Genomic DNA, 22,354 nt, shown 5'->3' with positions numbered 1-22,354 from the left:
AAAGCGGATCAATCTCTGATCCGCTGCTGTGTTTTTATTGAACTTTAATTTGATAAATTGCGGTTGAACCACTGACCTCATTCCCCACAACCAGCAATGGTTTTCCATTCGGCGAATCTTTGGCAGGAATAAAGACTAAACCTTCTGGTCCAAGATCGCCATGTGCAGATAATGCAGTCGATGGATCAGCCTCATCCCAGATTTCACGGGTATTTAAATAATCTTGGAAAATAGGTTGCGTTGGATTGGTTACATCAAACACCATCACACCGCCCATACGCTCAAGCCCAAGGAATAAGAACTGTTTATTACCAATTTTACCAATCGTCAGACCTTCTGGCTCTGGACCTTTATTACTGCTACGTCCACCGAGTGTATTGCCTTTTTCATGGTTGCTGTTAAACCAGTCTTGACATGGAATGTTACGCGCTTTGCCTAGCTTACACTGCTCACTATTCAAGTATTGTTCAATAAAATCACCTGAATCATAGGCGATTTTGACCTGATTTTGTGTATCCCAAATTGAGAATGAACGCCCACCCAACACATATAAATCGTCATACATCAAATAATCCGTCAAAGGATTACCATTGATCCCGATTTTATCGCCTGCTTTTGAGTAATACACCGGTTTACCATTTTCAGTTTGGTAGCCTTGCGTCCAGGTGATTTTTAAACGTCCCAATTGTTTATCATCACGACAATCACCCGCATCACCTTTGCTTGCACCACAATAACTAAAAGCAGTTGGATTCAAATGTGCCCCCGCAGCCAAATCACGTAATTGCGCAGGTAGGTCATCAGCACAACGGCGATCAAAACCATCTTTATGTACCAGATGCTTAACTCGCCATTCCTCAACAAAGCCTTTTTTGCTGTCATTGTCACAACGATTTAAGCCATTTTTAGAAAAATCTTTTTCTTTGACCGTACCGAAGTATTCAGGTGTCGTTTCACCCCATGCACGTGCATCACCTTCATTGGCAGAGATTAAATAAGTTTTCTGATCTGCGGCGGTATAAGCAGTGATTGCATCGGGATGATACATCCCTTTCAGCCCATTCCATGTCTTGATCATAATATCTTGGACGGTTTTTTTGCCATCAAAGTCACTGACATCCAAAGCATTACTTGAGTTTTTATTTGGATCAAAGATGGATTTAAAACCACTATCACTGAGACCATGATCTTTAAAGCCCAGCGCATCAATAGAGGTCACGGTTGCTGTGGCAATATCAAGTACGGCAATGGCATTGTTTTCTTGTAAAGCCACCCAAGCGGTTTTGCCATCATCAGACACAGCAATGTATTCAGGTTCTAAATCTTGAGCAACCGTGGCATTTGGCCCGAAAATACGCACACCTTTGGCAAGGAGTGCATCTTTTTGACCATTAAAGGCTTTAAAATCAGCCGTTTTAACGGTTGGCTTGCTGATATCACTGACATTAATAACACTGATCGAACCTTCTGGATCGATCTGATAATCATCAGATGGTTCACCTTCGTTGGCCACCAATACTGTTTTTCCATCGGGCGTAAAGGTCAACATATCTGGCAATGCGCCGACGGGCACATGGCTTAAACGTTTGAGATCACTGGCTTGATAAAATGCCACAAAACCAGCATCAGTTTTATTGGCAGCTTCAATCGCCAGTGCAATAATGCCATTATGTATACTGACACTGTTTACCTGTGCGCCTTGGGCAATATCATCCACCGTAATGGATTGTAGATAGGTCGGCTTTGCTGGATTCGATAAATCTAATACATCCAGTGCACCCAGTTCCGCATTGACCACAAAAACACGTTTACTGACTGGATCATAGGCTGGAATTTCAGCAGCGCTTTTACCATAAACACCTGATTCATAACGCCCGAGAAAGCTGAGTTGTATACTTTCAGGTGTAGGCTCAACCACTTCTGGTTTAGGTTCCACTTCTTTGTTTGGCGACGTGTTTTGCTTGTTATCATCATTACACGCAACCAGCCCCGCTGACAGCATTGCGGTCAATAATACTGAGATCTTAAATTTCATGATCAAATTCCATACGTTTTATTTTGTATGGGCTAATCTAGTATTCTGAGGTGCAAATTGGATGACACTTTCATGTCAGTTTGATGACGACTCTTTGACAATTTTTGTCTTTATTTCAAGGACAATTGCATTAAACTAAAACAGATATTTCATTCGTCAAGGCTCATGACAACGACCACACATCAAGCTGTACAGCCCGAATTCCGTTTGTTGGTGTTATTGGTTTCCATCGGCTTTTTTATGCAGGCATTGGATACCACCATCGTCAATACGGCGATCCCAATGATGGCGCTGCAACTCAATGAAAATCCACTACAAATGCATGGCGTGATTGTTGCCTACGTGCTGTCTGTGGCTGCTTTTATCCCTTTGAGTGGCTGGCTGGCCGATCGCTTTGGTATTCGCAATACTTATCTCGCAGCGATGGTCATCTTTAGTTTGGCATCACTTGGTTGTGGTTTATCTCAGAATTTAAATCAACTGCTCATCTGTCGCGTCATCCAAGGCATGGGCGGCGCATTGTTGATGCCTGTTGGGCGACTGGCTTTATTAAAATTAATCCCACGTACGCAATTTCTTTCCGCGATGAGTTTAATGAGTCTCGCAGGTCTAATTGGTCCATTGATGGGACCCACTTTAGGCGGTTGGTTAGTTCAGGTCGCCACATGGCACTGGATTTTTTTAATTAATCTACCGATGGGCGTACTGGGTGTGATCATGGCTCTCAAAGTCATGCCAAACCATAAAGAACCAACAGTGAAATCATTTGACCTCGGTGGTTTTATTTTACTCATGGTCGCCATGGTCGGACTCTCTTTAGGGATTGAAAATATTGCAGCACCACAATATTCAGGTTATGTCAGTATCAGCCTACTTGTAATCGGGAGTATTGCAACACTAGGCTATGCCTATCATGCACATAGCCACCAAAATGCACTGTTTCATGGGCGCTTATTCCGTCACACCATCTTTTCAATCGGTGTGTTAGGCAATTTCTTTGCGCGTTTAGGCAGTAATGCCATTCCCTTTATTTTACCGCTGATGCTACAAGTGGCTTTTGGTTTTGAACCGTTTATTACAGGTCTAATGATGATCCCAATGGTGCTAGGTTCATTATTCTCTAAACCGATTGTTCGTCCTTTAATTCAACGTGTCGGCTACCGTCGTTTTCTGCTGACCAATACGATTCTAGTCGGATTATGTATTGCCAGTTTTTCTTTAATGACTGCTGCAACCCCACTTTGGCTGAAAATTGTGCATCTCTTTATCTTCGGTACACTGAATTCACTGCAATTTGTAGGGATGAATACCTTAACTTTAAAAGATTTACCTCAACATGATGCCAGCAGTGGCAACAGCTTCTTATCTATGATAATGATGCTCTCGATGAGTATTGGCGTTGCATTGGCAGGAACATTGATCAATCTGTTTAGTCAATATTATCCAACTGCATCAATCACAACAGCATTCCATGCTTCACTGATTACGTTGGGTTGTATTAACATCATTACAGCAATCGTGTTTTGGCAGATTCCCAAAGAAACCACAGACTAAAATATTGGAAGCCAAAACAAACCCTGCTTGATATCCATTTTTTACAACCATAGAGAAGTCTGATGATCAACTTGAAAGCGAAAAGAGTACAATTAATCCATAACCAATACTGTAAATCTGGCGCTCACTTAGACATCGCATAATACCTAACCATATGGCAAAAAAAATCGCGAAACATCCGCTCGTGCAACACTATCCGACATTGGCCAGTATCGGTTTAGCAGTCATGCTCGGAGTTTTGCTCTACTTCGGTGTGTTCTATCAGCAAAAAGTAGTCGCTCAGGATTATGTTATTCGTGGTTTTGATGTCTCACACCATCAAGGTGAGATTAACTGGAAAAAGATTTCGCCTGCTCAATATCAATTTGTCTATCTCAAAGCCACTGAAGGTGGTGATTTCAAAGACCGAAAGTTTCAAGATAACTGGCTAAAAGCACGCGAACAAGGCTTGCATGTAGGCGCTTATCATTTCTATCGGTTATGTCGTGATGGTACGGTTCAAGCTGAAAACTTTATTGCCACTGTGCCCAACAAAACCGATGCGTTACCGCCAGTGATTGATTTGGAATATGACAGTAATTGTATCAATACCTATAGCAAGGAACAGTTACTTAAAGAAATTCAAGTCATGCATGATCAACTACATCAGCATTATGGCAAACAACCTATTTTTTATATTTCCAAAAGTTTTTATCACATTGTATTAATGGGGAATTTCACCGAAACACCGTTATGGGTCAGAGACTACGATGGCAAACCTGAACTCAAAGATGGTCGTGCATGGTTATTTTGGCAACACAGTCAAACGGGTAAGATTGACGGTATTCCAAAGCCTGTCGATTTAAATGTCTATGCAGCGTCTCCAAAACAGTGGCATATTTTTTTAAAAGAACAAGGCATTCAGGATGACAAATGAGCTTCGTAAAATCATCCATATTGATATGGATGCCTTTTATGCTTCAGTCGAATTGCGAGAGCGTCCTGATTTAAAAGATTTGCCAGTGGTGATTTCCTCACATCATCCCCGTGCTGTCATTGCTGCCGCCTCCTATCCAGCACGGGTCTTTGGTCTGCGTTCAGCCATGTCGATGGGACAAGCCAAAAAGCTTTGTCCACAAGTGGTTGTGATTGAACCTAATTTTGAAAAATATCGTGAAGTCTCTGCACAAATTCATCAAATTTTTCAGCAATATACCGCGCTAATCGAACCACTGTCTTTAGATGAAGCCTATTTAGATGTCACTGAAAATCTAAAAAAAATTCCAAGTGCAACAGAGGTAGCGACACAAATTCGAGCGGATATTTTTGCCATGACAGGACTGACGGCCTCCGCAGGCGTTGCACCAAATAAGTTTTTGGCAAAAATTGCATCAGACTGGAACAAACCGAATGGCTTATTTGTCATTAAACCGAATCAGGTACTGCAATTTATTCAAGACTTAGCACTGAGTAAAATTCCAGGGGTCGGCAAAGTCACCCATGAGAAATTAAATCAACTGAACTTACATACATTGGGTGATCTACAAAAAATCGAAGAAAATGTCCTCACCCATCATTTTGGAAAATACGGTAAACAGCTTTATTTATACGCGCAAGGCATTGATCATCGCCCCGTCAAAGCAGAACGAGAACGTCAGCAAATTTCTAAAGAGATCACTTTTGATGATGACTATAACCTCGATCAATGTGCACATACGTGGCAGCCATTGACGACAAAGATTTGGCAAAGTTTAGATAAAAAACAGCTCACTGCACGTGGGGTCAATGTCAAACTTAAGCTTAAAAATTTTCAAGTCTTACAGCACAGCAAAAGCTTTAAACATCCGCTACAGTCTCCACAAGAGTTATTGCAAGTGGTTATACAATTGCTAAATGAAATGCATATCCATCCAGATTTCCAATTTCGCCTCGTCGGTGTTGGCGTTTATCAGTTACAACCCATGCAGGAGGAATCTCAACTTTCCTTATGGTAATGTCGATTTTTTACACAAAAGTATCATTCACACTCAAATTTATGTTTGCTTTTTATCCAGTTTTCAGTACTCTAGGCAACGCAGTAACATTATCCATGTTATTTGCTCTTGCTAAAGAAATCCTCGCTTTTAGCATCTGCTCCTGTGGTTGGCGTGACGACAAATCCGAATATTACAGGGCACTTCAAGTGTCCTTTTCCTTATTTCCCCTCTATAAAATTCCGAATAGCACTTTTCTCTATTGAAACTTAAGTTAAACTAACTTAATAAAATTAGAATATATTAATCACTGTTCATTATGAGTCAAAAACAAATTCTCTGTGTTGAAGATGAAGCCGCCATTGTGCTACCGCTACGTTATGCATTGGAACGTGAAGGCTGGCAAGTCAGTTGGGCCAATACTGGAACTCAAGCGCTACTATTACTTTCACAACAAACTTTTGATTTTATTATCTTAGATGTCGGATTACCTGACCTAAACGGTTTCGAGGTGTGTAAACAACTGCGCCAAAAATATCAAACGCCATTACTCTTTTTAACAGCACGCGATGACGAAATTGATCGTGTTGTAGGATTAGAAATTGGCGCTGATGATTATTGTAGTAAACCCTTTAGCGCACGTGAAATTGTAGCGAGAATCAAAGCTATTTGGCGCAGAATGGAGGTTCAGTCTCATAATGTTGCATCGCACGCTCAAATTTCACAAACAGAGATTGTTATTCAATCAGCAACATGGTCGTGTAACCCACAATCGTTACAAATTCAATATCATGGGCAAAGCCTACAACTCACCCGCTACGAATATCGACTGTTGTTATTATTGATTCAACATCCTGAGCAAGTGTTTAACCGCCAACAATTAATGGATCATATATGGGAACATCCTGAACATAGTCTGGAGCGCACTGTTGATACACATATCAAGAGCTTAAGACAAAAACTCAAACAGATTACCCCACATGATCCTATTCGGACGCATCGAGGGTTTGGATATAGTTTGGTGAAATACGAAAAATAATAAATCCAGCATATAAATATAGGAAAAATAGAAATATGCATGATTGGTCTCTCATCTCCATTCAAATTGATTGGATTCAATCAAGCCTTATCGTTCATCTTAAAGATAGTCAATCGCAAAACGTAATGCTCATTGCAGAAAAATTTAAAACATTCAATATTTCCAAGAAAAATGAATGGGGCGAAAGTATTTCTATAAATCAGATAATAAACTTATCAATTCTGGATAATGGAAATTCTTTTTTAAAAGTAGAAATACAATCTGGTGATGTTTTTGAAATTGAAGCTGAAAAAATAACGTTTCCTTAATCAAGTGCTTAAATAGGTAGAGGAATAAAGATATGAGCAAAAAAATAATTAGAGTCAATAGTCATTCAGCCATTACCTCTTATGATGCAGAAATTGATATGCTATGCGGCGAATTTATGGGCTTAAATGCACATATTCCATCCGAACCACATGAAAAATTGGTACTTGGGGCAACTGCTCAAGGGAAAAATCTAAATGCTTTCGTTCGTCAAGTGATTGAATATGAAGTTACTTATATCTAAGTCATTCTTATGAAAACCATGTCTATCTTTATTCGTATTTGGTTTTTCTTTAGCTTGGTCGTTATCCTAAGCCTAGGCTTTATTGCCTATACCCTGAATCAACAAGTTAAACCCAAAGTCCGTCAGGTCGTTGAAGATACGCTCGCTGAAAATACCAATATCATTGCCCAACTCATTGCAGAAGATGTCTTTCAACATCAAGTCAACACACCCGAATTTGATCAAAAAATTCAGGCAGCGCTGTCACGTCAGCTCAATGCGACCATTTGGCAACACCAAAAAGATGAGATCAGCCAACAGCTTTATATTACCGATCAACTGGGTATCGTCATCTATGATTCTGAAGGGCAAGCCGTTGGCCAAGATTACTCAAAATGGAATGATGTCTATTTAACCTTACGTGGAAAATACGGCGCACGCTCCACAGCAACCAATCCGTATGAGCGAAATAGCAGTATCATGTACATTGCTGCACCCATTATGTATAAACAGCAATTGCTCGGAGTCCTGAGTATTGGTAAACCAAATCAATCAGTACAGCCTTATATCGAACGTGCCGAACAACAACTCATTTCTCAAGCATTGTGGATTGCTGCACTCAGTTTATTACTTGCCAGTATGGTTGCCTATTGGCTAAAACATAGTATTGATAAAGTACGACGCTATGCTCAAGCGCTTGCGCCTGTAAATCAAGCGCCCTTTTTCTATTCAGCAAAAGAACTGAATCAAGTCACCCAAGCACTCAGTGAAATGCGAGAAAAACTGGAAGATCGAGCCTACGTTGAAAATTATGTCAATACGCTGACGCATGAGCTAAAAAGTCCACTCACTGCCATTCAAGCCAGTGCCGAATTATTACAAGATGAGCTTCCTCTTGCAGATCAACAACAATTCGCAGTACATATTTTCCAACAAAGTCAGCGCTTACACTCTTTAATCGAACGAATGTTATTACTCACTCGTTTAGAAAAAAATCAGCATGTTTTAGAGTTTCAAATACTAGATTTAATTGAGCTGATTCAACAGTGCTTTCTTCAACAAAAAAGTGCGTTACACCTTAAAAATGTTCAAGTACAGCTTGATCTTCCTGAACAATGCTCCATATACGCTGATCCTTTTTGGCTCAAACAAGCGCTGAATAATCTACTCGATAATGCTAGAGATTTTTGTCCTCAACAGGGGAAAATAGCCATTCAAATTAGCAAAAATGAGACACATAAAAACATAGCAATCTTATTTTTTAATGAAGCTGAAGCGATTCCTGAATATGCTTTAAATCGTGTTTTTGAGACCTATTTTTCGTTACCTCGTCCGCATAATCAGCAACGGAGCACAGGGATTGGACTCAGCATCGTGCAGCAAATTATTCAACAACACCATGGTCAAATTACAGTTCAAAATATTACTGAGAACACACTAGATTTCTTAGAAAATCATGCTTCTGGTGTTCTCGTCATCCTCACACTTCACACAAACTTCACTTAGGCTTCAAATCCATCTCATCCGAAGCGCACATCACTTGTAGATACTGGTCATATCACAATGACAATGGAAGCTACCATGCGCCGCAATTTTATTAACCTCAAAATCGGAGCTATTTTATTTCTGATCTTAATTTTTTACATTGGTTTATTATTTATCTCAGGCTTGGTCACTGAGCGACAGCACTATCAACAACAAGTCATCAATGACATCGCCAATGAACAAATCCGCCCACAACAAATTATTGCACCCTATTTAAAACTGCCATACCAAATTAAAACCACGTGTACTGATGAGCAGAATAAAACATACGATTGCCAACAAACTTTATTTGTTGCACTAGGCGCAGAAACAACAGACTGGACAGCGCAATTTAACGTATCTGATAACACCTATAAACGTAATATTTATAAAGCAATTAGCTATCAAAATATCATGTCAGGTAAAGGCCTATTTAAAGCAGTGAAGAATGAACCTCAACGAGAATATCACTGGGATCAAGCTGAAATCATTTTTCCAGTTCAAGATGCACGTGGTTTAAATGCTAAGCCCATTTTTAATATTGATGGCAAAGCATATAAATTTGATTTCTCAGAACAAAGCCAAGGCCCCCGCGGTTTTGACTTAATGCACATCACGGCGGAACAATATCCTGAACTGATCCAAAAGCTCCAACAAGGATTTCAATTTAGTCTGCAATTTGATCTAGAAGGCTTGAGTGAATTTACATTTATTCCAACCAGTTATGAAATGACGTATCAAGCCAAAGGAAATTGGGGCGACATCAAATATGATGGACAAAGCTTACCCTTTAAGAAGTCGAGTAAGAAACAACACTTCCAAGCTGATTGGAAAAATATTGCTTTAGGCAAACGTAATTTAGACAGTGTTGCAATGTGTGAAAATAGCCGATGCTTTTATCAGCTTCTCAATGATTACAATGATCCATCGGTGATAGCACAATCAGCTTATGAAACACAAAACTCGTCAAAGAACACAATATCAGGGATCTCAACTCAATTCTTAGAGCCAGTGAATATTTATAGTCAAACAGATCGTGCGATTAAATACGGCATAATGATAATCATCATTACTTTTGGTTGCTTCTTCTTATTCGAAGTTTTAAAAAACTTAAAAATTCATCCTGTTCAATATGCCTTAGTCGCAATGGCTCAGGGTGTGTTCTTCGTACTATTACTTTCAATCAGTGAATACTATGCTTTTGCATTGGCTTATGTCGTTGCAGCCATCGCCTGTGTAGGTTTAATCACATGGTATTTATACTTTGTTATAAAAGGGTTTAAAGCTGCAATTCTATTTGGTGTTTTATTAAGTGCCTTATACGGCATGATGTATCTACTCTTGCAGTCCAGTGGCAAAACCTTCTTGTTCGGCTCAATTCTATCTTTCATTCTCATTGCCTGTGTCATGTTCATTACCCGTCATATCAACTGGTATCAATCAGAACAACAAAGCATATAACGTTTTAGGGCGAAGTCATATTTTCGCCCAACATTTTAAATGTATAAGGATAAAATGATGTATCAAGCAACTTATTCGGCTCTAAGCCAACTTACACAACTCTGCCCATGCCACAGCTCTATTGCGACTTGTCTGAATCAATTACGGCAGGCAAGAATTTCTTTTTTAAATCTAGGCAACATTATTATTTGCCCCCAACAAAGTTGTATTTTATTTTTCCAGCAGCATTATTTAATCAAAATTGAAACGTTCAGTCGCTGACTTAAAACAAAATTACACAGCAACGAAAGGCCATCAAGTACAATCCTATTGATATATTTTTGATTAGGTAATGCCTTATGTCTGTGCAACGACTGCATGTTACTTCACGTTATTGCGAAGTCGCAATTTCAGGAAATCTCGTTCATTTAGCGGGTCAATTGGCGGATGATACCAGCGTCGATGTCAGCGCACAGACACAGCAAACCTTAGACCATATTGATCGTTTATTGGCTGAAGCAGGCACGGATAAAACCCATATTTTATCCGTATTGATCTTTTTAAAAGATATTGAGAAAGATTATGCAGCCATGAACGCAGTATGGGATGCATGGATTGCTGAGGGGCATCCCCCAGCACGTACCTGTGTAGAATCTAAACTATACGCACCTGATGTCTTGGTCGAAATGACTGTGACTGCGGTACGCCCAGATTAAAATGGCTTTGCCGCAAACACATTGTATTTCATCAGATGTTCAGTTTGCGGCATCGGACTTGAAATTTGTGATGTAGAAGAACGCATTGGATCAAACAAATCAGGTATCAAATCTTCACGTAGCTCTTGTTCAGTTGGAATACTGCTATAGCGGAAAACACGATATCCAGCCAACTCAAGTAGACTGTCTTGATAATGCTTTTGATTCAAACGATTGACGTAAGATTCATCTGCAATCTCAACAATTGCAAGCACCTGATGTTGTTGATCGAGGACCACAAAATCAGCAACTAAACCCTGATACTTACGTCGTGTATGGCTAAACTTAGTCGTGAGCAAAGCATCAAAAGAGACATGCGCTAATATCGTATGACGGTGCAAAACAGCTTGCAAACGCATCAAAGTAATTTGCTCAGCAATATTGAGAATACCACGTCGCTTTAATGGACTGTCTTGACGCCGATTCTGATGTAAATGTCGAAGTGCAAGTGCTGTAATCAACAGCAAACCAACTATTGTTATGAAATAATACATTTCTAACTAATCCCTTTAGATTTTTTATAATCATTTTTGGCTTTATGCCAATTTTTTAATCAATAACAACGATAATAAAGTTATTTTAACAGTTCCAACTCAACGTTCTTAATCATTCCTACCAAAGTCGTAAAAGCCTACTGTCTTGTTATTTATAATCAGCATATACCAAATATTCAAGTCGATATTGTCAGTATATGTTTCTATAGAGTATAGTTTTGAAATTGGACTGCGACCTATTTATCATTTTTATATAAAAAAGAAGGCATGATCTCACATGCCTTCTTTGATGCTCATTAGCGATGTGTCTTCGCTTTCGATTTGGGCTTGCCTGAAAATGGTCTTTTCTCACCAGTTTCACGCGGTGGCAAACCTGTGTGTTGAGTCAGTATTTGACCTTTTTGCGGACGTTTCTGACCCGATTGTGGTTGTGCTGAACTGCGTTTTGCTGAATCTCCCGCAACGGTCGAGTTCTTCTTACGCGCAGACTTATATTCACTCTCAGCAGTACCTTGAGGCTGATAGGTCGGAATCAAATGCTGCTTTGAGTTACCAATTAAATCAGGACGACCCATTTCTTTTAGGGCCTCACGTAATAATGGCCAGTTATTTGGATCATGGTAACGTAAGAACGCCTTATGCAAACGACGACGCTTATCGCCTTTGACAATATCCACATTTTCCGTATAACGCGCTACTTTGGATAATGGGTTCTTGCCCGAATAATACATGGTGGTGGCTGTTGCCATTGGTGATGGATAGAAGGTCTGTACCTGATCGGCACGGAAACCATTTTTCTTCAACCAAATCGCCAAGTTCATCATGTCATAATCGGTTGTTCCCGGATGTGCAGCAATGAAGTATGGAATTAAATACTGTTCCTTGCCCGCTTCCTTACTGAAACGCTCAAACATTTGTTTAAAACGATCATAAGTGCCGATGCCCGGTTTCATCATCTTCGATAATGGCCCTTGCTCAGTATGCTCAGGCGCAATCTTGAGATAACCACCAACATGGTGCTGTACCAGCTCTTTGACATATTCAGGATTCAATACCGCTAAGTCATAGCGTAGCCCTGAACCAATCAAAATCTTCTTCACACCCTTGATTTCACGTGCTTTACGATAAAGCTGAACCAAAGGTGCATGATCAGTATGTAAATTTTGACAAACACCTGGATAGACACAAGATGGTTTACGACAGTTCTTTTCAATCTCAGGATCATTACAATGCAAACGATACATGTTTGCGGTTGGACCACCTAAGTCTGAAATAATCCCTGTAAATTGAGGTGCGGTATCACGAATCTTTTCGATTTCACGCAAAATCGAATCTTCAGAACGGTTTTGAATAATACGGCCTTCATGTTCTGTAATTGAACAGAAGGTACAACCGCCGAAGCAACCACGCATGATATTGACGGAAAACTTAATCATATCAAAGGCAGGGAAACGTGCATCACCATAAGCTGGATGCGGCAATCGTGCATAAGGTAGATCAAACACATAATCCATTTCCTCGGTGGCTAGAGGAATCGGCGGTGGATTAATCCAAACATCACGTTCGCCATGACGCTGCACCAAGGCACGTGCATTACCGGGATTGGTTTCGAGATGCAAAATACGGTTGGCGTGCGCATATAGAACTTGATCATTCGCCACTTCTTCATAAGAAGGTAAACGAATCACTGCGAATTCACGTGGTGGCAATTTATGCTTAATTGCTTTTGAAGGCGCCGCTTTTAATTGCACAATCTGTGTGTCTTTATCGAGCTTATCGCCTTCACGCACAATCGGATTTGCGACGATTTCTTTTTGAAAATCTTGATATTGTGCCAGTGAGTTGCCTTTCTCTTTTTCAACTTCACAACCATCAATATCTTCAGTCATCACATAAGGGTTGATGATCTGATCAACACGTCCAATGCTATCGACATCATTACTGGCGATTTCAACGAATTTTGCTTTTGATTTTTTATTATGTTTGTTCACAATAAATGCGGTGCCACGGACATCGGTAATGTCCTGAACTTTTTCGCCCTTGGCTAAACGATGCATCACATCAATAATGGCACGCTCACCATTGCCGTACATCAATAGATCGGCTTTTGAATCCATCAAGATCGAACGACGAACTTTGTCTGACCAATAATCATAATGCGCAATACGACGTAAACTGCCTTCAATACCACCGAGTAACACCGGCACATCTGGGAAAGCCTCACGACAACGCTGACAATAGACCGTCGCAGCACGGTCAGGACGTTTATTGGCTTCGTTATTTGGTGAATAAGCATCATCCGAACGGATTTTACGATCTGCCGTATAACGGTTGATCATCGAATCCATATTGCCTGCGGTTACGCCCCACGCAATGGTCGGCTTACCGAGTACACGGAAACTTTCAGCATTGGTCCAGTCAGGTTGCGCGATAATACCGACACGGAAACCTTGTGCTTCAAGCACACGTCCGATCACACCTGAAACAAATGAGGGATGATCAATATAAGCATCACCACAAACTAAAATAAAGTCACATGCATCCCAGCCGAGGAGATCCATTTCTTCTCGTGACATCGGCAAAAATGGTGCGGGTTCAAAACACGACGCCCAATATTTGTCGTAATCAAACAACGCTTTTGGCGCGGTCTGCATGGTATAGGCAGTAGACATAGCTTGCGAATCTCGGCTAGCAATAAAGGAAGAGAGGCATCTAGACGTTTTTGATGCCAAAATGAAAGCTGGTCAGTTTAACATGAATTCTATTCATTTTTATAGACTAAAAAACATACAAAAAAGATTCCCCCATTCTCTACAGTCCAGAGAATGGCGGAATAAGGTTATAACTATCTGATAAGGTTTATTCTTCGTTTAAGAAACCTTCCTTAATTTCTGTTGGAATGTCTTTATGCCACCATGCATAAATTGATGCTTTAATGTTCTCATCTTCATCAGGATCGTTAAATGGCTCATCATCTTCTCGAATTAATTCATCACCATTGAATTTAAACCAAAACTCCCACGGATCATCATCACCGCATCCCCATGCTTGTGCCTGAATATCAGGTAATAAGCCTTTTAGAAATAATAAAATATTCTCAATATTTTCATCACCATTTGAGCCATGTGTAAAATCTAGCACTGCAAAGCCTTCGACATAATCGAGTATCTCTGGTCCAAGATCATGTTCAATCGAATCAATCAGATCAAGCAGTTCTTGAGTAATCTCACCTGCTTGCGGATTGATGGCTAAAGCAGCCTGTAAAAAGCTTTCCGCATTTCCCTCATGTTCATTAAATAAGGCCTCTAATTGCCCCATTATTTTTGCATCTGGATGTTTATAATAAACACGACTATGTAATTCCATTGTTATTTCCCCATGATCAAAATTTAAATAAAATATTATTATGCTTAAAAAGAGCACGTGTTTAAGTTACTAAAATTCAATGATTTTTATCAAGCCCCCCTGCGACTATATCTGTCGCTTTATTTTAAGCGTATGTCCTGTTTTTTGAGTCACCTAAGCAAAAAGTGAGTAGGAAACCGATGACCAAGACTGCACCCACACTCAAATTAATGCCGATCCAGCCAAAGTTTTCCCAAATTAAACCACCGCTACTTCCTAACACACTTGATCCTATGTAATAGCAAAATAAATACAGCGAAGAAGCCACTGCTCGATATTGCATAGCTTGTACCGAGACCCAACTACTTGCGGTTGAATGGGCAGCAAAAAATGAAAAGGTAAAAAGAGTTAAACCAAATAAAATTGCCCAAAGCGATGGAATTAGAGTAATCAACAAGCCGATGATCATGCTAAATAGCAAACAAGGCAGCACCTTTTCTCGCCCATATTTAAAGCCCCATTGTGCCGCTTTGGGTGAACTATAAATCCCCGCCAAATAAGCAATCGAAATCACACCAATCCACGTTTGAGACAGGTAAAAAGGCGCTTCTAACAAGTGATAACTGATGTAGTTAAATACCGTCACCAAGCAGCCCATCAGGATAAAACCTTGAGCAAATAAAATTCGCAATTTACGATCTTTTAAATTCTGTTCGAAAGCGGCTTTAAAGCGAGAGAATCGGAAAGGATAGGGTTTGAAGTGCTGAGATTTTGGCAATAACAGATAGAACAAACAGGCAATGATAAGATTCAGAAATCCAATAATATAAGTCGCTGCTTGCCAAGGAATGAAATCAACCAAAACCCCTGCAATCAGACGGCCACCCATGCCACCAATCGCTGTACCTGAGATATACAGTCCCATGGCGAAACCGATATCTTTTTGTGCAATTTCTTCCCCGATATAGGTCATGGCGACGGCTGCAACGCCACTCACCGCTAAACCAATAAAAATACGAGTGCCTAAAAACACCTCCCAAATCGGAAAAGAAGCACTAAGCAGCAATAAAATCGAAACTAGAAATAAGGCAAACACCATAATCGGTTTACGTCCAAACCGATCAGAAATAAAGCCTGTAAATAGTAAGCCAATAGCCAAAGCAATGGTGGAGAAAGACAGAGGAAAACTACTATGCGTCGGGGTAACCTGAAAGAATTTTGCAAAAATTGGCATCATCGGCTGAACACAATACAATGATGAAAATGAAGCGAAACCTGCAAAAAACAATGACCATAAAATCGAAGTAAACGATTTTGAACCATACTCTATATGGGTTGAACGTATAACTGATTCAGACATGAGCACTCCTTCTGCCTGATCAGTATACGCTCGTTTTCATTGAAATTATCAACAACGATATTAGTGACTTTTCACTTAATTTTTAAAATAATGCTTTCGGTAAACGAATCTGAATAATTTCATTGTCATCGGCAAGTTTGGCATTACGTCCTGATGAGCCAGGAAAGTTATTGTCATTAAGAACCGTGAGTGTGGTGGCATTTTCTATGATCACATCCTCGATCGTCTCAAATGGAAAAGCAAAAATATGACCTGTCCCAATATCGCCCTCTCTCACTGCACCATATAAAGCATTTGGATTGGCAATTTTCATGAGATCGACCAACGTCTCACGTGCAACCACTTGTTTAGGCTCATTCAACTGGATACGAATAAGTTTCTTATAGCCGCCTAAATTATTTTGGCTGGCATCGCGTTCAATGATGATGCCATCCTTATCATTAAAGAGTTGAAAATCACCAATATTGGTCGCTTTACTGTCCAAAGCAAACCAATAATATTGTCCCGTATAGGCTTTTTTCTGAATATCAAATTGGGAGATAAGCAGTCTACCTGTCGAATCATTCAGTAGTGGCTTCTCCAGTAATGGATAGAGATACTTGCCATCAGGTGACATCGCCATGCCTTCAAAACCACCACTTTGTTGAACCAATGGCTCGACATAATTGATATTGGCTTTATTGAATTGGTTTTGAGGGGAACGCAACTCCTGTGCTGGATTGAATGGATGAGGCAACGCAATCGGTGCATCCAACAACACACCATCCGCAGAAAAGTGCAACAGATATGGGCCAAACTCATCACCAATCCAATAGCTTCCATCCGCTGCACGTTGCATCGACTCAGGATCAAAATCAGCGCCCGTCAATAAACGCTCTGCGCTATTACCATTCACAATCTCAAAAGGAATCAGTTTATTCGGATCACGTAACTGAATGAAGCTTTGCACAGCAACCTGTCCTGTGCCTTTGGTCTTGGTTTTAAAATCGGCTTTTAATTTATAAATTCGCAGTAAATAATCCGCTGAGTTGTCCTGTGTACCAAAGCCGTTATCAGACATGGCCATATAGCTGCCATCATCATTTTTTAAAGCCGCGGAAAAACCTTGTACAGGTTGTCCTTTAAATGGAGGATAAATCCCATTGGCACCACTGACTGCATTGCCTGAATCAGGACCAGCCGCATAAGTTGCCACAGGAAGTTTTGCGAAAGAAATCAAAGTCGGTTCAGTCACTTTCTCTGTCGATGTGGTTTGGTCAGAGTTATTGTCATCATTACAGGCCGTTAGCCCCAAAGCGCTACAGCAAAATAGAGCCAATAAAGTTTTCTTGTTCATGGTTTTATACATTTGGTAAAAAATTAAGCAAGTTTAAACAAGCTTTTATGAAGCTTTCACTGCATTAAAATGAAATCTTTATGGCAAAAATATGACCATGTAATCCTATCAGGGCGTAAAGAATAGCGCCCCTAATGCAAAAACTTAAACTTTGATCAGCTGATATTCTCCAGCGATTATTAGCCTAATCATTAAAGCCATCTCAATTCCCTTTTCACCTTTGCTCAGCAACACGATATGATAAGAGGGTGATCATGCAATTTTGCCCACATAACTCCTGAGGTTAAACAATGAAGGCGTCTCAGCTTTTATTTCCATTAATTTTATCTTGTATCATGTCATTTCTAATTTCTGGAATCACCACTTTAAAAGCATTAGGCTTCGTTGAAAACCTCTTTTCCATGTGGATGTCAGCTTGGGTGATTGCATGGATGTTTGCTTTTCCTAGTGTGTTGGTCTGTGCACCGATCGCACAGAAATTAGTCAATATAATTCTCAAAGACCGCTAAGCCTCATCCTCTTTTATTAAACCCTTGTAGGTTAAAACGTACACAACTTGCAGTGATTCACGAATATCCGAGAACAGATTTATTTCGTAATATACAAATCATAGAGAGATAGGAAGTCTCATTCAGAATAACAAGACGCACAGGACGTGGTCGTTGACAGGAGTTAACGGCAATAAACCGAATATAGAAAAGTCTCGACAGGATGTCGGGGCTTTTTTGTATGTGCTCAGTAAAATAACGACACTTGACGCGATGTATTTAAGTTCATACCATCACTCTACTTTCGAATATGCGATTAAGCTCTTATTTTACGATGATCACGCCACAAAACAATGTAAAACGCCATATAAGTAATATCGCTATGTTACTTTTTAAACTCAGCATTATGTTTGCTGCTGTTTACTTAACGGCTTGTAGCCATTTAAGTGGTTCAAGCGCAACACGCGCTCAGAAGCTATCCGTCGGGATTCAAAAAGCCTATTCGGTACAACCTGATACTGCCAATCGCGTTGCCCCGATGATCATTCAAAGTGCCAAACAACATGATGTTGATCCACTCCTGATTGCTGCCATGATTCGACAAGAATCGAGCTATAGACCCCATGTGACCTCCTCTGCGGGTGCTGTTGGACTGACACAAATCATCCCCCGTTATTGGCAAAATACCTGTGGCGGCAACTTATTTGACGAGTATACCAACGTCAATTGTGGCACTTATATTCTTGCAAAATATAATCAATCAGCGGGTAGCTGGGAAAAAGCACTGGCATATTATAACGTGGGCCCAACGGGGTATCAGCGCAATTGGAAAATGAAACGCCAAGGTAAAAAATATGCCAAGTCAGTTAAACATCATAAAAAAATGCTGAAAGCTGCGTTATAGAACATTGAAACAGAAATAAAAAAGCCATGCATTAAGCATGGCTGTTTATCCCAAATTGACTAGGCTTCATCAAATAAACCTTCAAATAAGACTGAAGATAAATAACGCTCACCGCTATCAGGTAAAATCACCACAATGGTTTTTCCTGCATTTTCAGGACGTTCTGCAAGCTGAGCCGCCGCTGCTAATGCCGCGCCACTTGAAATACCGACCAAAATCCCTTCTTGAATTGCACATTTTCTTGCCCACTCAATCGCATCTGCACTATTCACAGGCACAACTTCATCCACCAAATCTAGATCTAAATTCTTCGGAATAAAATTGGCACCAATCCCCTGAATCTTATGTGGGGCAGGTGTAATACTTTCACCGCGCTTGGTTTGAGTAATGATTGCTGATTCAGCAGGTTCAACTGCAACAGAGTACAATGGCTTATTTTGAACTTGCTCAAAATAACGCGAGATGCCTGTAATTGTTCCACCAGTCCCCACACCTGCAACCAAAATATCCACTTGACCATTGGTTGCCTGCCAAATTTCAGGGCCTGTAGTATCTTGATGGATTTGAGGATTGGCTGGATTTTCAAATTGTTGCGGCAAGAAATATTGTGCTGGATTTTCAGTGGCTAAGCGAATCGCTTCATCAACAGCACCTTTCATCCCTTTGGCAGGATCGGTCAATACCAAATTTGCACCCAAAGCTTTCAGCACTTTCCGACGTTCTAAACTCATACTTGATGGCATGGTTAAAGTAATCGGATAACCTTTTGCTGCGGCCACGAACGCCAAGGCAATACCTGTATTCCCACTGGTTGGTTCAACAATATGCATCCCTGCTTTGAGCACGCCACGTTGTTCCGCATCTGCGATCAAGGCAGCACCAATACGACATTTCACCGAGAATGCAGGATTACGACTTTCGACTTTTGCCAATACCGTTGCACCAGTTTTGATAATACGGTTAATACGCACTAAAGGCGTATTACCAATTGCCTCTGCATTATTTTCATAAACTGCGATACCAAGATTGGCAGGTGTTGGAAATTGTTGATCGGTAGACATGTTATTTCCTTATTAGATTTGGAATGATTCTCAATCATTATAGGCTTGTCAGCCTAGGAGAAAAGTAGAAAACCTTAGCTTTTATGAAAACAATTAAAACTTTCGATTCATATTTTTATCATTTGAAAATAAAGTAATAACCACACACTGTCATTATGATGATTGCGTTGCGCTTAACTCTTCATTCACTGATACTTGTTCAGTATCACCCAATAAAATTGCAACGCGGCTACAATGAATCATCAAATGTTCTAACCAACGCTGTGCAGCAAGTTGTTCCAAAGTATAAATTGCCGACATCGTTTTAGATGAAGAATCCTCAATAATGTTCTGTCGCACCAAATCTTGTTGTGCTTGCATCTCTGCGGCAAAGTTGGCTAGCTCCTCCACCAATGTTTGGGGGATTTTAGCAAATGGTTCATGCAATAAATGTGGGATAAATTGCTCAAGAATTGTTGCGAACTGATTGGCAAACTGATCAATATTCCTTTGATTTTGAATACTTTCTATATAGCTCATACCACTTAAATCATTTTTGAGAACACGTACATAAACCACCAGTCTCAATAAAATAATCAAACGATGTTGATCAGCTAAAGATTGAGGGACAGCCATCTGATCAAGATAATGCTCAACTTTCGACAAAACATGATCAAACTCGGCTGTTTTAACTAACCCTGCAACCATCCGTCCTCGTATACAACGGATAAAAATGCCATATATATCAGCGATGGATTTTAAAAGTACTCGTTCCACAGCAGCAATGGCAAGCGCTGGAACACTATACAATGACTCATCTAGATAACGCGTAGTGGAATATTCTTTTTCTGGGAGCAAATGAACAATCAATTGCTCGAATTTAGGCAAAAGTGGCATAAAAATACATGCACCTAATAAACTAAAAGCGGTATGAAATGCAGCGACCAACAGAACTGGACCTAACTGATAAATAGCTTCAATATGGTTATATGCCCATACAAATACTGGTGACAATAAAATAAATGCAAAAATGGCAGTCACAACATTGAAAATGACATGAACCGCCGCCGTTCTTTTGGCACTTGTGGTTGCACCAATTGAAGCTAAAACTGCTGTCGCCACCGTTCCAATATTTTGACCAATGACTAAAGCTAAAGTTTGTTCCAAATTAATGGCTTGAGTAGATAAAGCTGCCAAAGTTGTGGTAATCGCCGCACTGGATGACTGTAATACAATGGTCATCAATATCCCCACCAGTACGAGAAACAGCCGCATGAGGAGTGTCGGTTCAGCCCAACGAGATAAGTCAATCAGTTCTGCGACACTACTCATGGCATCTTGTAAAAGCTGGATACCAAAAAACAGTAATCCAAAACCAGCCAAGGTCAGTCCAATAAACGCAACTTTTTCCTTACCCAATAATTTCAGTAATGCCCCAATTCCAACCAGTGGTAATACAAAACTTGATATTGAAAACTTCAAACCGAGTAAAGCAACCATCCAGCCTGTACTCGTTGTGCCAATATTGGCACCGATAATGACACCAATTGCATGGCTAAAACTGAGCACCCCCGCGCTCACAAAACCAATGGTCGCCAAGGTCGTTGCTGTTGAGGATTGCACGACAACCGTTAAACCAATGCCTGATAAAACAGCTTTCATCGGCGAATTTGTAAATCTAACCAACCATTGTCGCAGTGCTTCACCCGCAATTGCTTTTAGACTATCTGTCATTAAAGACATGCCTAAAAGAAATAAGCCGATTCCACCCATCAACTGCACAATGACATTGAACACAAAAGTTTCCTTTTTATAATTTTAAGAGAGTAAGCGAGTACTACTTTTAAATAACTTACATTGTTCTATTCAAATATTTATATTTGATTTATGCCTTACAATAAAGGGCTAATGAAGTTTAATATGGTACTTAAACTCAAATTCAGAATAAAACGCTATTTTTATCCATTATTTTTCATTCGCGCAATAAAAAACACCCCTCAACGTTAGTTAAGGGGTGTTTAGATTTAAAAGCTGGCGATGACTTACTCTCACATGGCAAGTGCCACACTACCATCAGCGCGAAGAGGTTTCACTTCTGAGTTCGGGAAGGGATCAGGTGGTTCACTCTTGCTATTGTCGCCAGCAAACTGTTGTGGTGTTTTCGGGTCTTATTACATATTCATGTATGCCTTACTTACGAACCAAAGAGTTATTAACGGATTAGTATGTTAAGTCTGAAGTATAACATAAAGCGTAGCTTTATGCCTTGCGCTCGGGCAAAGATTCTTAATCTTTGCTTATCCTCGCTCATATCTAGCTATTGGACTAAATCAAGTTCAATCAGTTTAATTTGCACTGACTGTTTGGATTTGAATCGAATTGATGCTTTGTATACAACTGCTTGGGTGTTGTATAGTCAAGCCTCACGAGCAATTAGTATTGGTCAGCTTCACACGTCACCGTGCTTCCACATCCAACCTATCAACGTCCTAGTCTCGAACGGCTCTTTAGAGGACATAAAGTCCTAGGGAAATCTTATCTTGAGGTAGGCTTCCCGCT

General features: G+C 40.2%; 20 protein-coding genes and 2 rRNA genes. 12 read left to right on the top strand and 10 right to left on the bottom strand.

Annotated elements, in window-relative coordinates:
- Positions 1-34 precede the first annotated feature (34 nt).
- Positions 35-2,035: a choice-of-anchor I family protein gene (locus tag MMP72_RS02070; protein ID WP_241314073.1), complete on the bottom strand. Its 2,001-nt coding sequence runs from the start codon at positions 2,033-2,035 to the stop codon at positions 35-37.
- A gap of 165 nt (positions 2,036-2,200) precedes the next feature.
- Between MMP72_RS02070 and mdtD the strand changes: the two genes are divergently transcribed.
- The 10 genes from mdtD (at position 2,201) to MMP72_RS02020 (ending at position 10,789) form a co-directional block, all read left to right on the top strand.
- The gene (gene mdtD, locus MMP72_RS02065) at positions 2,201-3,589 is read left to right on the top strand and encodes a multidrug transporter subunit MdtD (RefSeq protein ID WP_241314070.1); all 1,389 of its coding nucleotides are present in this window, start codon (positions 2,201-2,203) and stop codon (positions 3,587-3,589) included.
- Positions 3,590-3,743: 154 nt separating this feature from the next.
- Positions 3,744-4,505 (top strand): glycoside hydrolase family 25 protein, encoded by a 762-nt coding sequence (locus tag MMP72_RS02060; RefSeq protein WP_241314069.1) that lies wholly within the window; start codon positions 3,744-3,746, stop codon positions 4,503-4,505.
- Positions 4,495-5,562 (top strand): DNA polymerase IV, encoded by a 1,068-nt coding sequence (gene dinB, locus MMP72_RS02055; protein WP_241314067.1) that lies wholly within the window; start codon positions 4,495-4,497, stop codon positions 5,560-5,562. Before MMP72_RS02060 ends, dinB begins: the two co-directional genes overlap by 11 nt.
- A gap of 295 nt (positions 5,563-5,857) precedes the next feature.
- Positions 5,858-6,580 carry a two-component system response regulator CreB gene (gene creB, locus MMP72_RS02050; RefSeq protein WP_241314555.1) on the top strand — a complete coding sequence of 241 codons (723 nt, stop codon included), beginning with the start codon at positions 5,858-5,860 and terminating at the stop codon, positions 6,578-6,580.
- 35 nt (positions 6,581-6,615) lie between these two features.
- The gene (locus MMP72_RS02045) at positions 6,616-6,888 is read left to right on the top strand and encodes a hypothetical protein (protein WP_241314065.1); all 273 of its coding nucleotides are present in this window, start codon (positions 6,616-6,618) and stop codon (positions 6,886-6,888) included.
- Between the two features lie 32 nt (positions 6,889-6,920).
- Positions 6,921-7,130, top strand: coding sequence for a toxin-antitoxin system HicB family antitoxin (locus MMP72_RS02040; protein ID WP_241314064.1), 210 nt, complete (start codon positions 6,921-6,923; stop codon positions 7,128-7,130).
- Positions 7,131-7,148: 18 nt separating this feature from the next.
- The gene (gene creC / locus MMP72_RS02035) at positions 7,149-8,615 is read left to right on the top strand and encodes a two-component system sensor histidine kinase CreC (RefSeq protein WP_241314554.1); all 1,467 of its coding nucleotides are present in this window, start codon (positions 7,149-7,151) and stop codon (positions 8,613-8,615) included.
- Positions 8,616-8,690: 75 nt separating this feature from the next.
- Positions 8,691-10,094 (top strand): cell envelope integrity protein CreD, encoded by a 1,404-nt coding sequence (creD, locus tag MMP72_RS02030; protein ID WP_241314061.1) that lies wholly within the window; start codon positions 8,691-8,693, stop codon positions 10,092-10,094.
- Between the two features lie 57 nt (positions 10,095-10,151).
- Positions 10,152-10,355: a hypothetical protein gene (locus MMP72_RS02025; protein WP_241314059.1), complete on the top strand. Its 204-nt coding sequence runs from the start codon at positions 10,152-10,154 to the stop codon at positions 10,353-10,355.
- Between the two features lie 77 nt (positions 10,356-10,432).
- Complete coding sequence (locus MMP72_RS02020) at positions 10,433-10,789, top strand: RidA family protein (RefSeq protein ID WP_241314058.1); 357 nt, start codon at positions 10,433-10,435, stop codon at positions 10,787-10,789.
- On the opposite strand, the gene MMP72_RS02015 is transcribed toward MMP72_RS02020, so the two are convergent.
- From MMP72_RS02015 to MMP72_RS01995, 5 genes are all read right to left on the bottom strand, one after another.
- The gene (locus tag MMP72_RS02015; protein WP_241314056.1) at positions 10,786-11,322 is read right to left on the bottom strand and encodes a DUF2726 domain-containing protein; all 537 of its coding nucleotides are present in this window, start codon (positions 11,320-11,322) and stop codon (positions 10,786-10,788) included. The genes MMP72_RS02020 and MMP72_RS02015 overlap by 4 nt on opposite strands.
- A 296-nt stretch (positions 11,323-11,618) precedes the next feature.
- Positions 11,619-13,994 (bottom strand): YgiQ family radical SAM protein, encoded by a 2,376-nt coding sequence (locus MMP72_RS02010; protein ID WP_241314054.1) that lies wholly within the window; start codon positions 13,992-13,994, stop codon positions 11,619-11,621.
- Positions 13,995-14,181: 187 nt separating this feature from the next.
- Complete coding sequence (locus MMP72_RS02005) at positions 14,182-14,688, bottom strand: hypothetical protein (RefSeq protein WP_241314052.1); 507 nt, start codon at positions 14,686-14,688, stop codon at positions 14,182-14,184.
- Between the two features lie 124 nt (positions 14,689-14,812).
- The gene (locus MMP72_RS02000; RefSeq protein WP_241314050.1) at positions 14,813-16,027 is read right to left on the bottom strand and encodes an MFS transporter; all 1,215 of its coding nucleotides are present in this window, start codon (positions 16,025-16,027) and stop codon (positions 14,813-14,815) included.
- Positions 16,028-16,109: 82 nt separating this feature from the next.
- The gene (locus MMP72_RS01995) at positions 16,110-17,363 is read right to left on the bottom strand and encodes an esterase-like activity of phytase family protein (protein ID WP_241314048.1); all 1,254 of its coding nucleotides are present in this window, start codon (positions 17,361-17,363) and stop codon (positions 16,110-16,112) included.
- A 290-nt stretch (positions 17,364-17,653) separates the two neighbouring features.
- On the opposite strand from MMP72_RS01995, the gene MMP72_RS01990 reads away from it, so the two are divergent.
- Together MMP72_RS01990 and MMP72_RS01985 are read left to right on the top strand one after the other, a co-directional pair.
- Positions 17,654-17,872 (top strand): DUF2798 domain-containing protein, encoded by a 219-nt coding sequence (locus MMP72_RS01990; protein ID WP_241314046.1) that lies wholly within the window; start codon positions 17,654-17,656, stop codon positions 17,870-17,872.
- Between the two features lie 361 nt (positions 17,873-18,233).
- Positions 18,234-18,755 (top strand): transglycosylase SLT domain-containing protein, encoded by a 522-nt coding sequence (locus MMP72_RS01985; protein WP_241314044.1) that lies wholly within the window; start codon positions 18,234-18,236, stop codon positions 18,753-18,755.
- 59 nt (positions 18,756-18,814) lie between these two features.
- On the opposite strand, the gene cysK is transcribed toward MMP72_RS01985, so the two are convergent.
- The 4 genes from cysK to MMP72_RS01965 form a co-directional block, all read right to left on the bottom strand.
- Positions 18,815-19,816: a cysteine synthase A gene (gene cysK / locus MMP72_RS01980; protein WP_241314042.1), complete on the bottom strand. Its 1,002-nt coding sequence runs from the start codon at positions 19,814-19,816 to the stop codon at positions 18,815-18,817.
- Between the two features lie 153 nt (positions 19,817-19,969).
- Positions 19,970-21,592, bottom strand: coding sequence for a Na/Pi symporter (locus MMP72_RS01975; protein WP_241314040.1), 1,623 nt, complete (start codon positions 21,590-21,592; stop codon positions 19,970-19,972).
- Between the two features lie 232 nt (positions 21,593-21,824).
- Positions 21,825-21,939 (bottom strand): 5S ribosomal RNA (gene rrf, locus MMP72_RS01970).
- A gap of 268 nt (positions 21,940-22,207) precedes the next feature.
- Positions 22,208-22,354: ribosomal RNA gene (locus tag MMP72_RS01965) — 23S ribosomal RNA — on the bottom strand; the annotation flags it as partial.

Origin of the sequence: Acinetobacter sp. NIPH 2699 (assembly GCF_022549355.1) — a bacterium.
In the GTDB taxonomy this organism is placed as follows: domain Bacteria; phylum Pseudomonadota; class Gammaproteobacteria; order Pseudomonadales; family Moraxellaceae; genus Acinetobacter.
The sequence above is the reverse complement of the archived record's forward strand: the minus strand, read 5'-3'. Positions and strand labels throughout refer to the sequence as shown.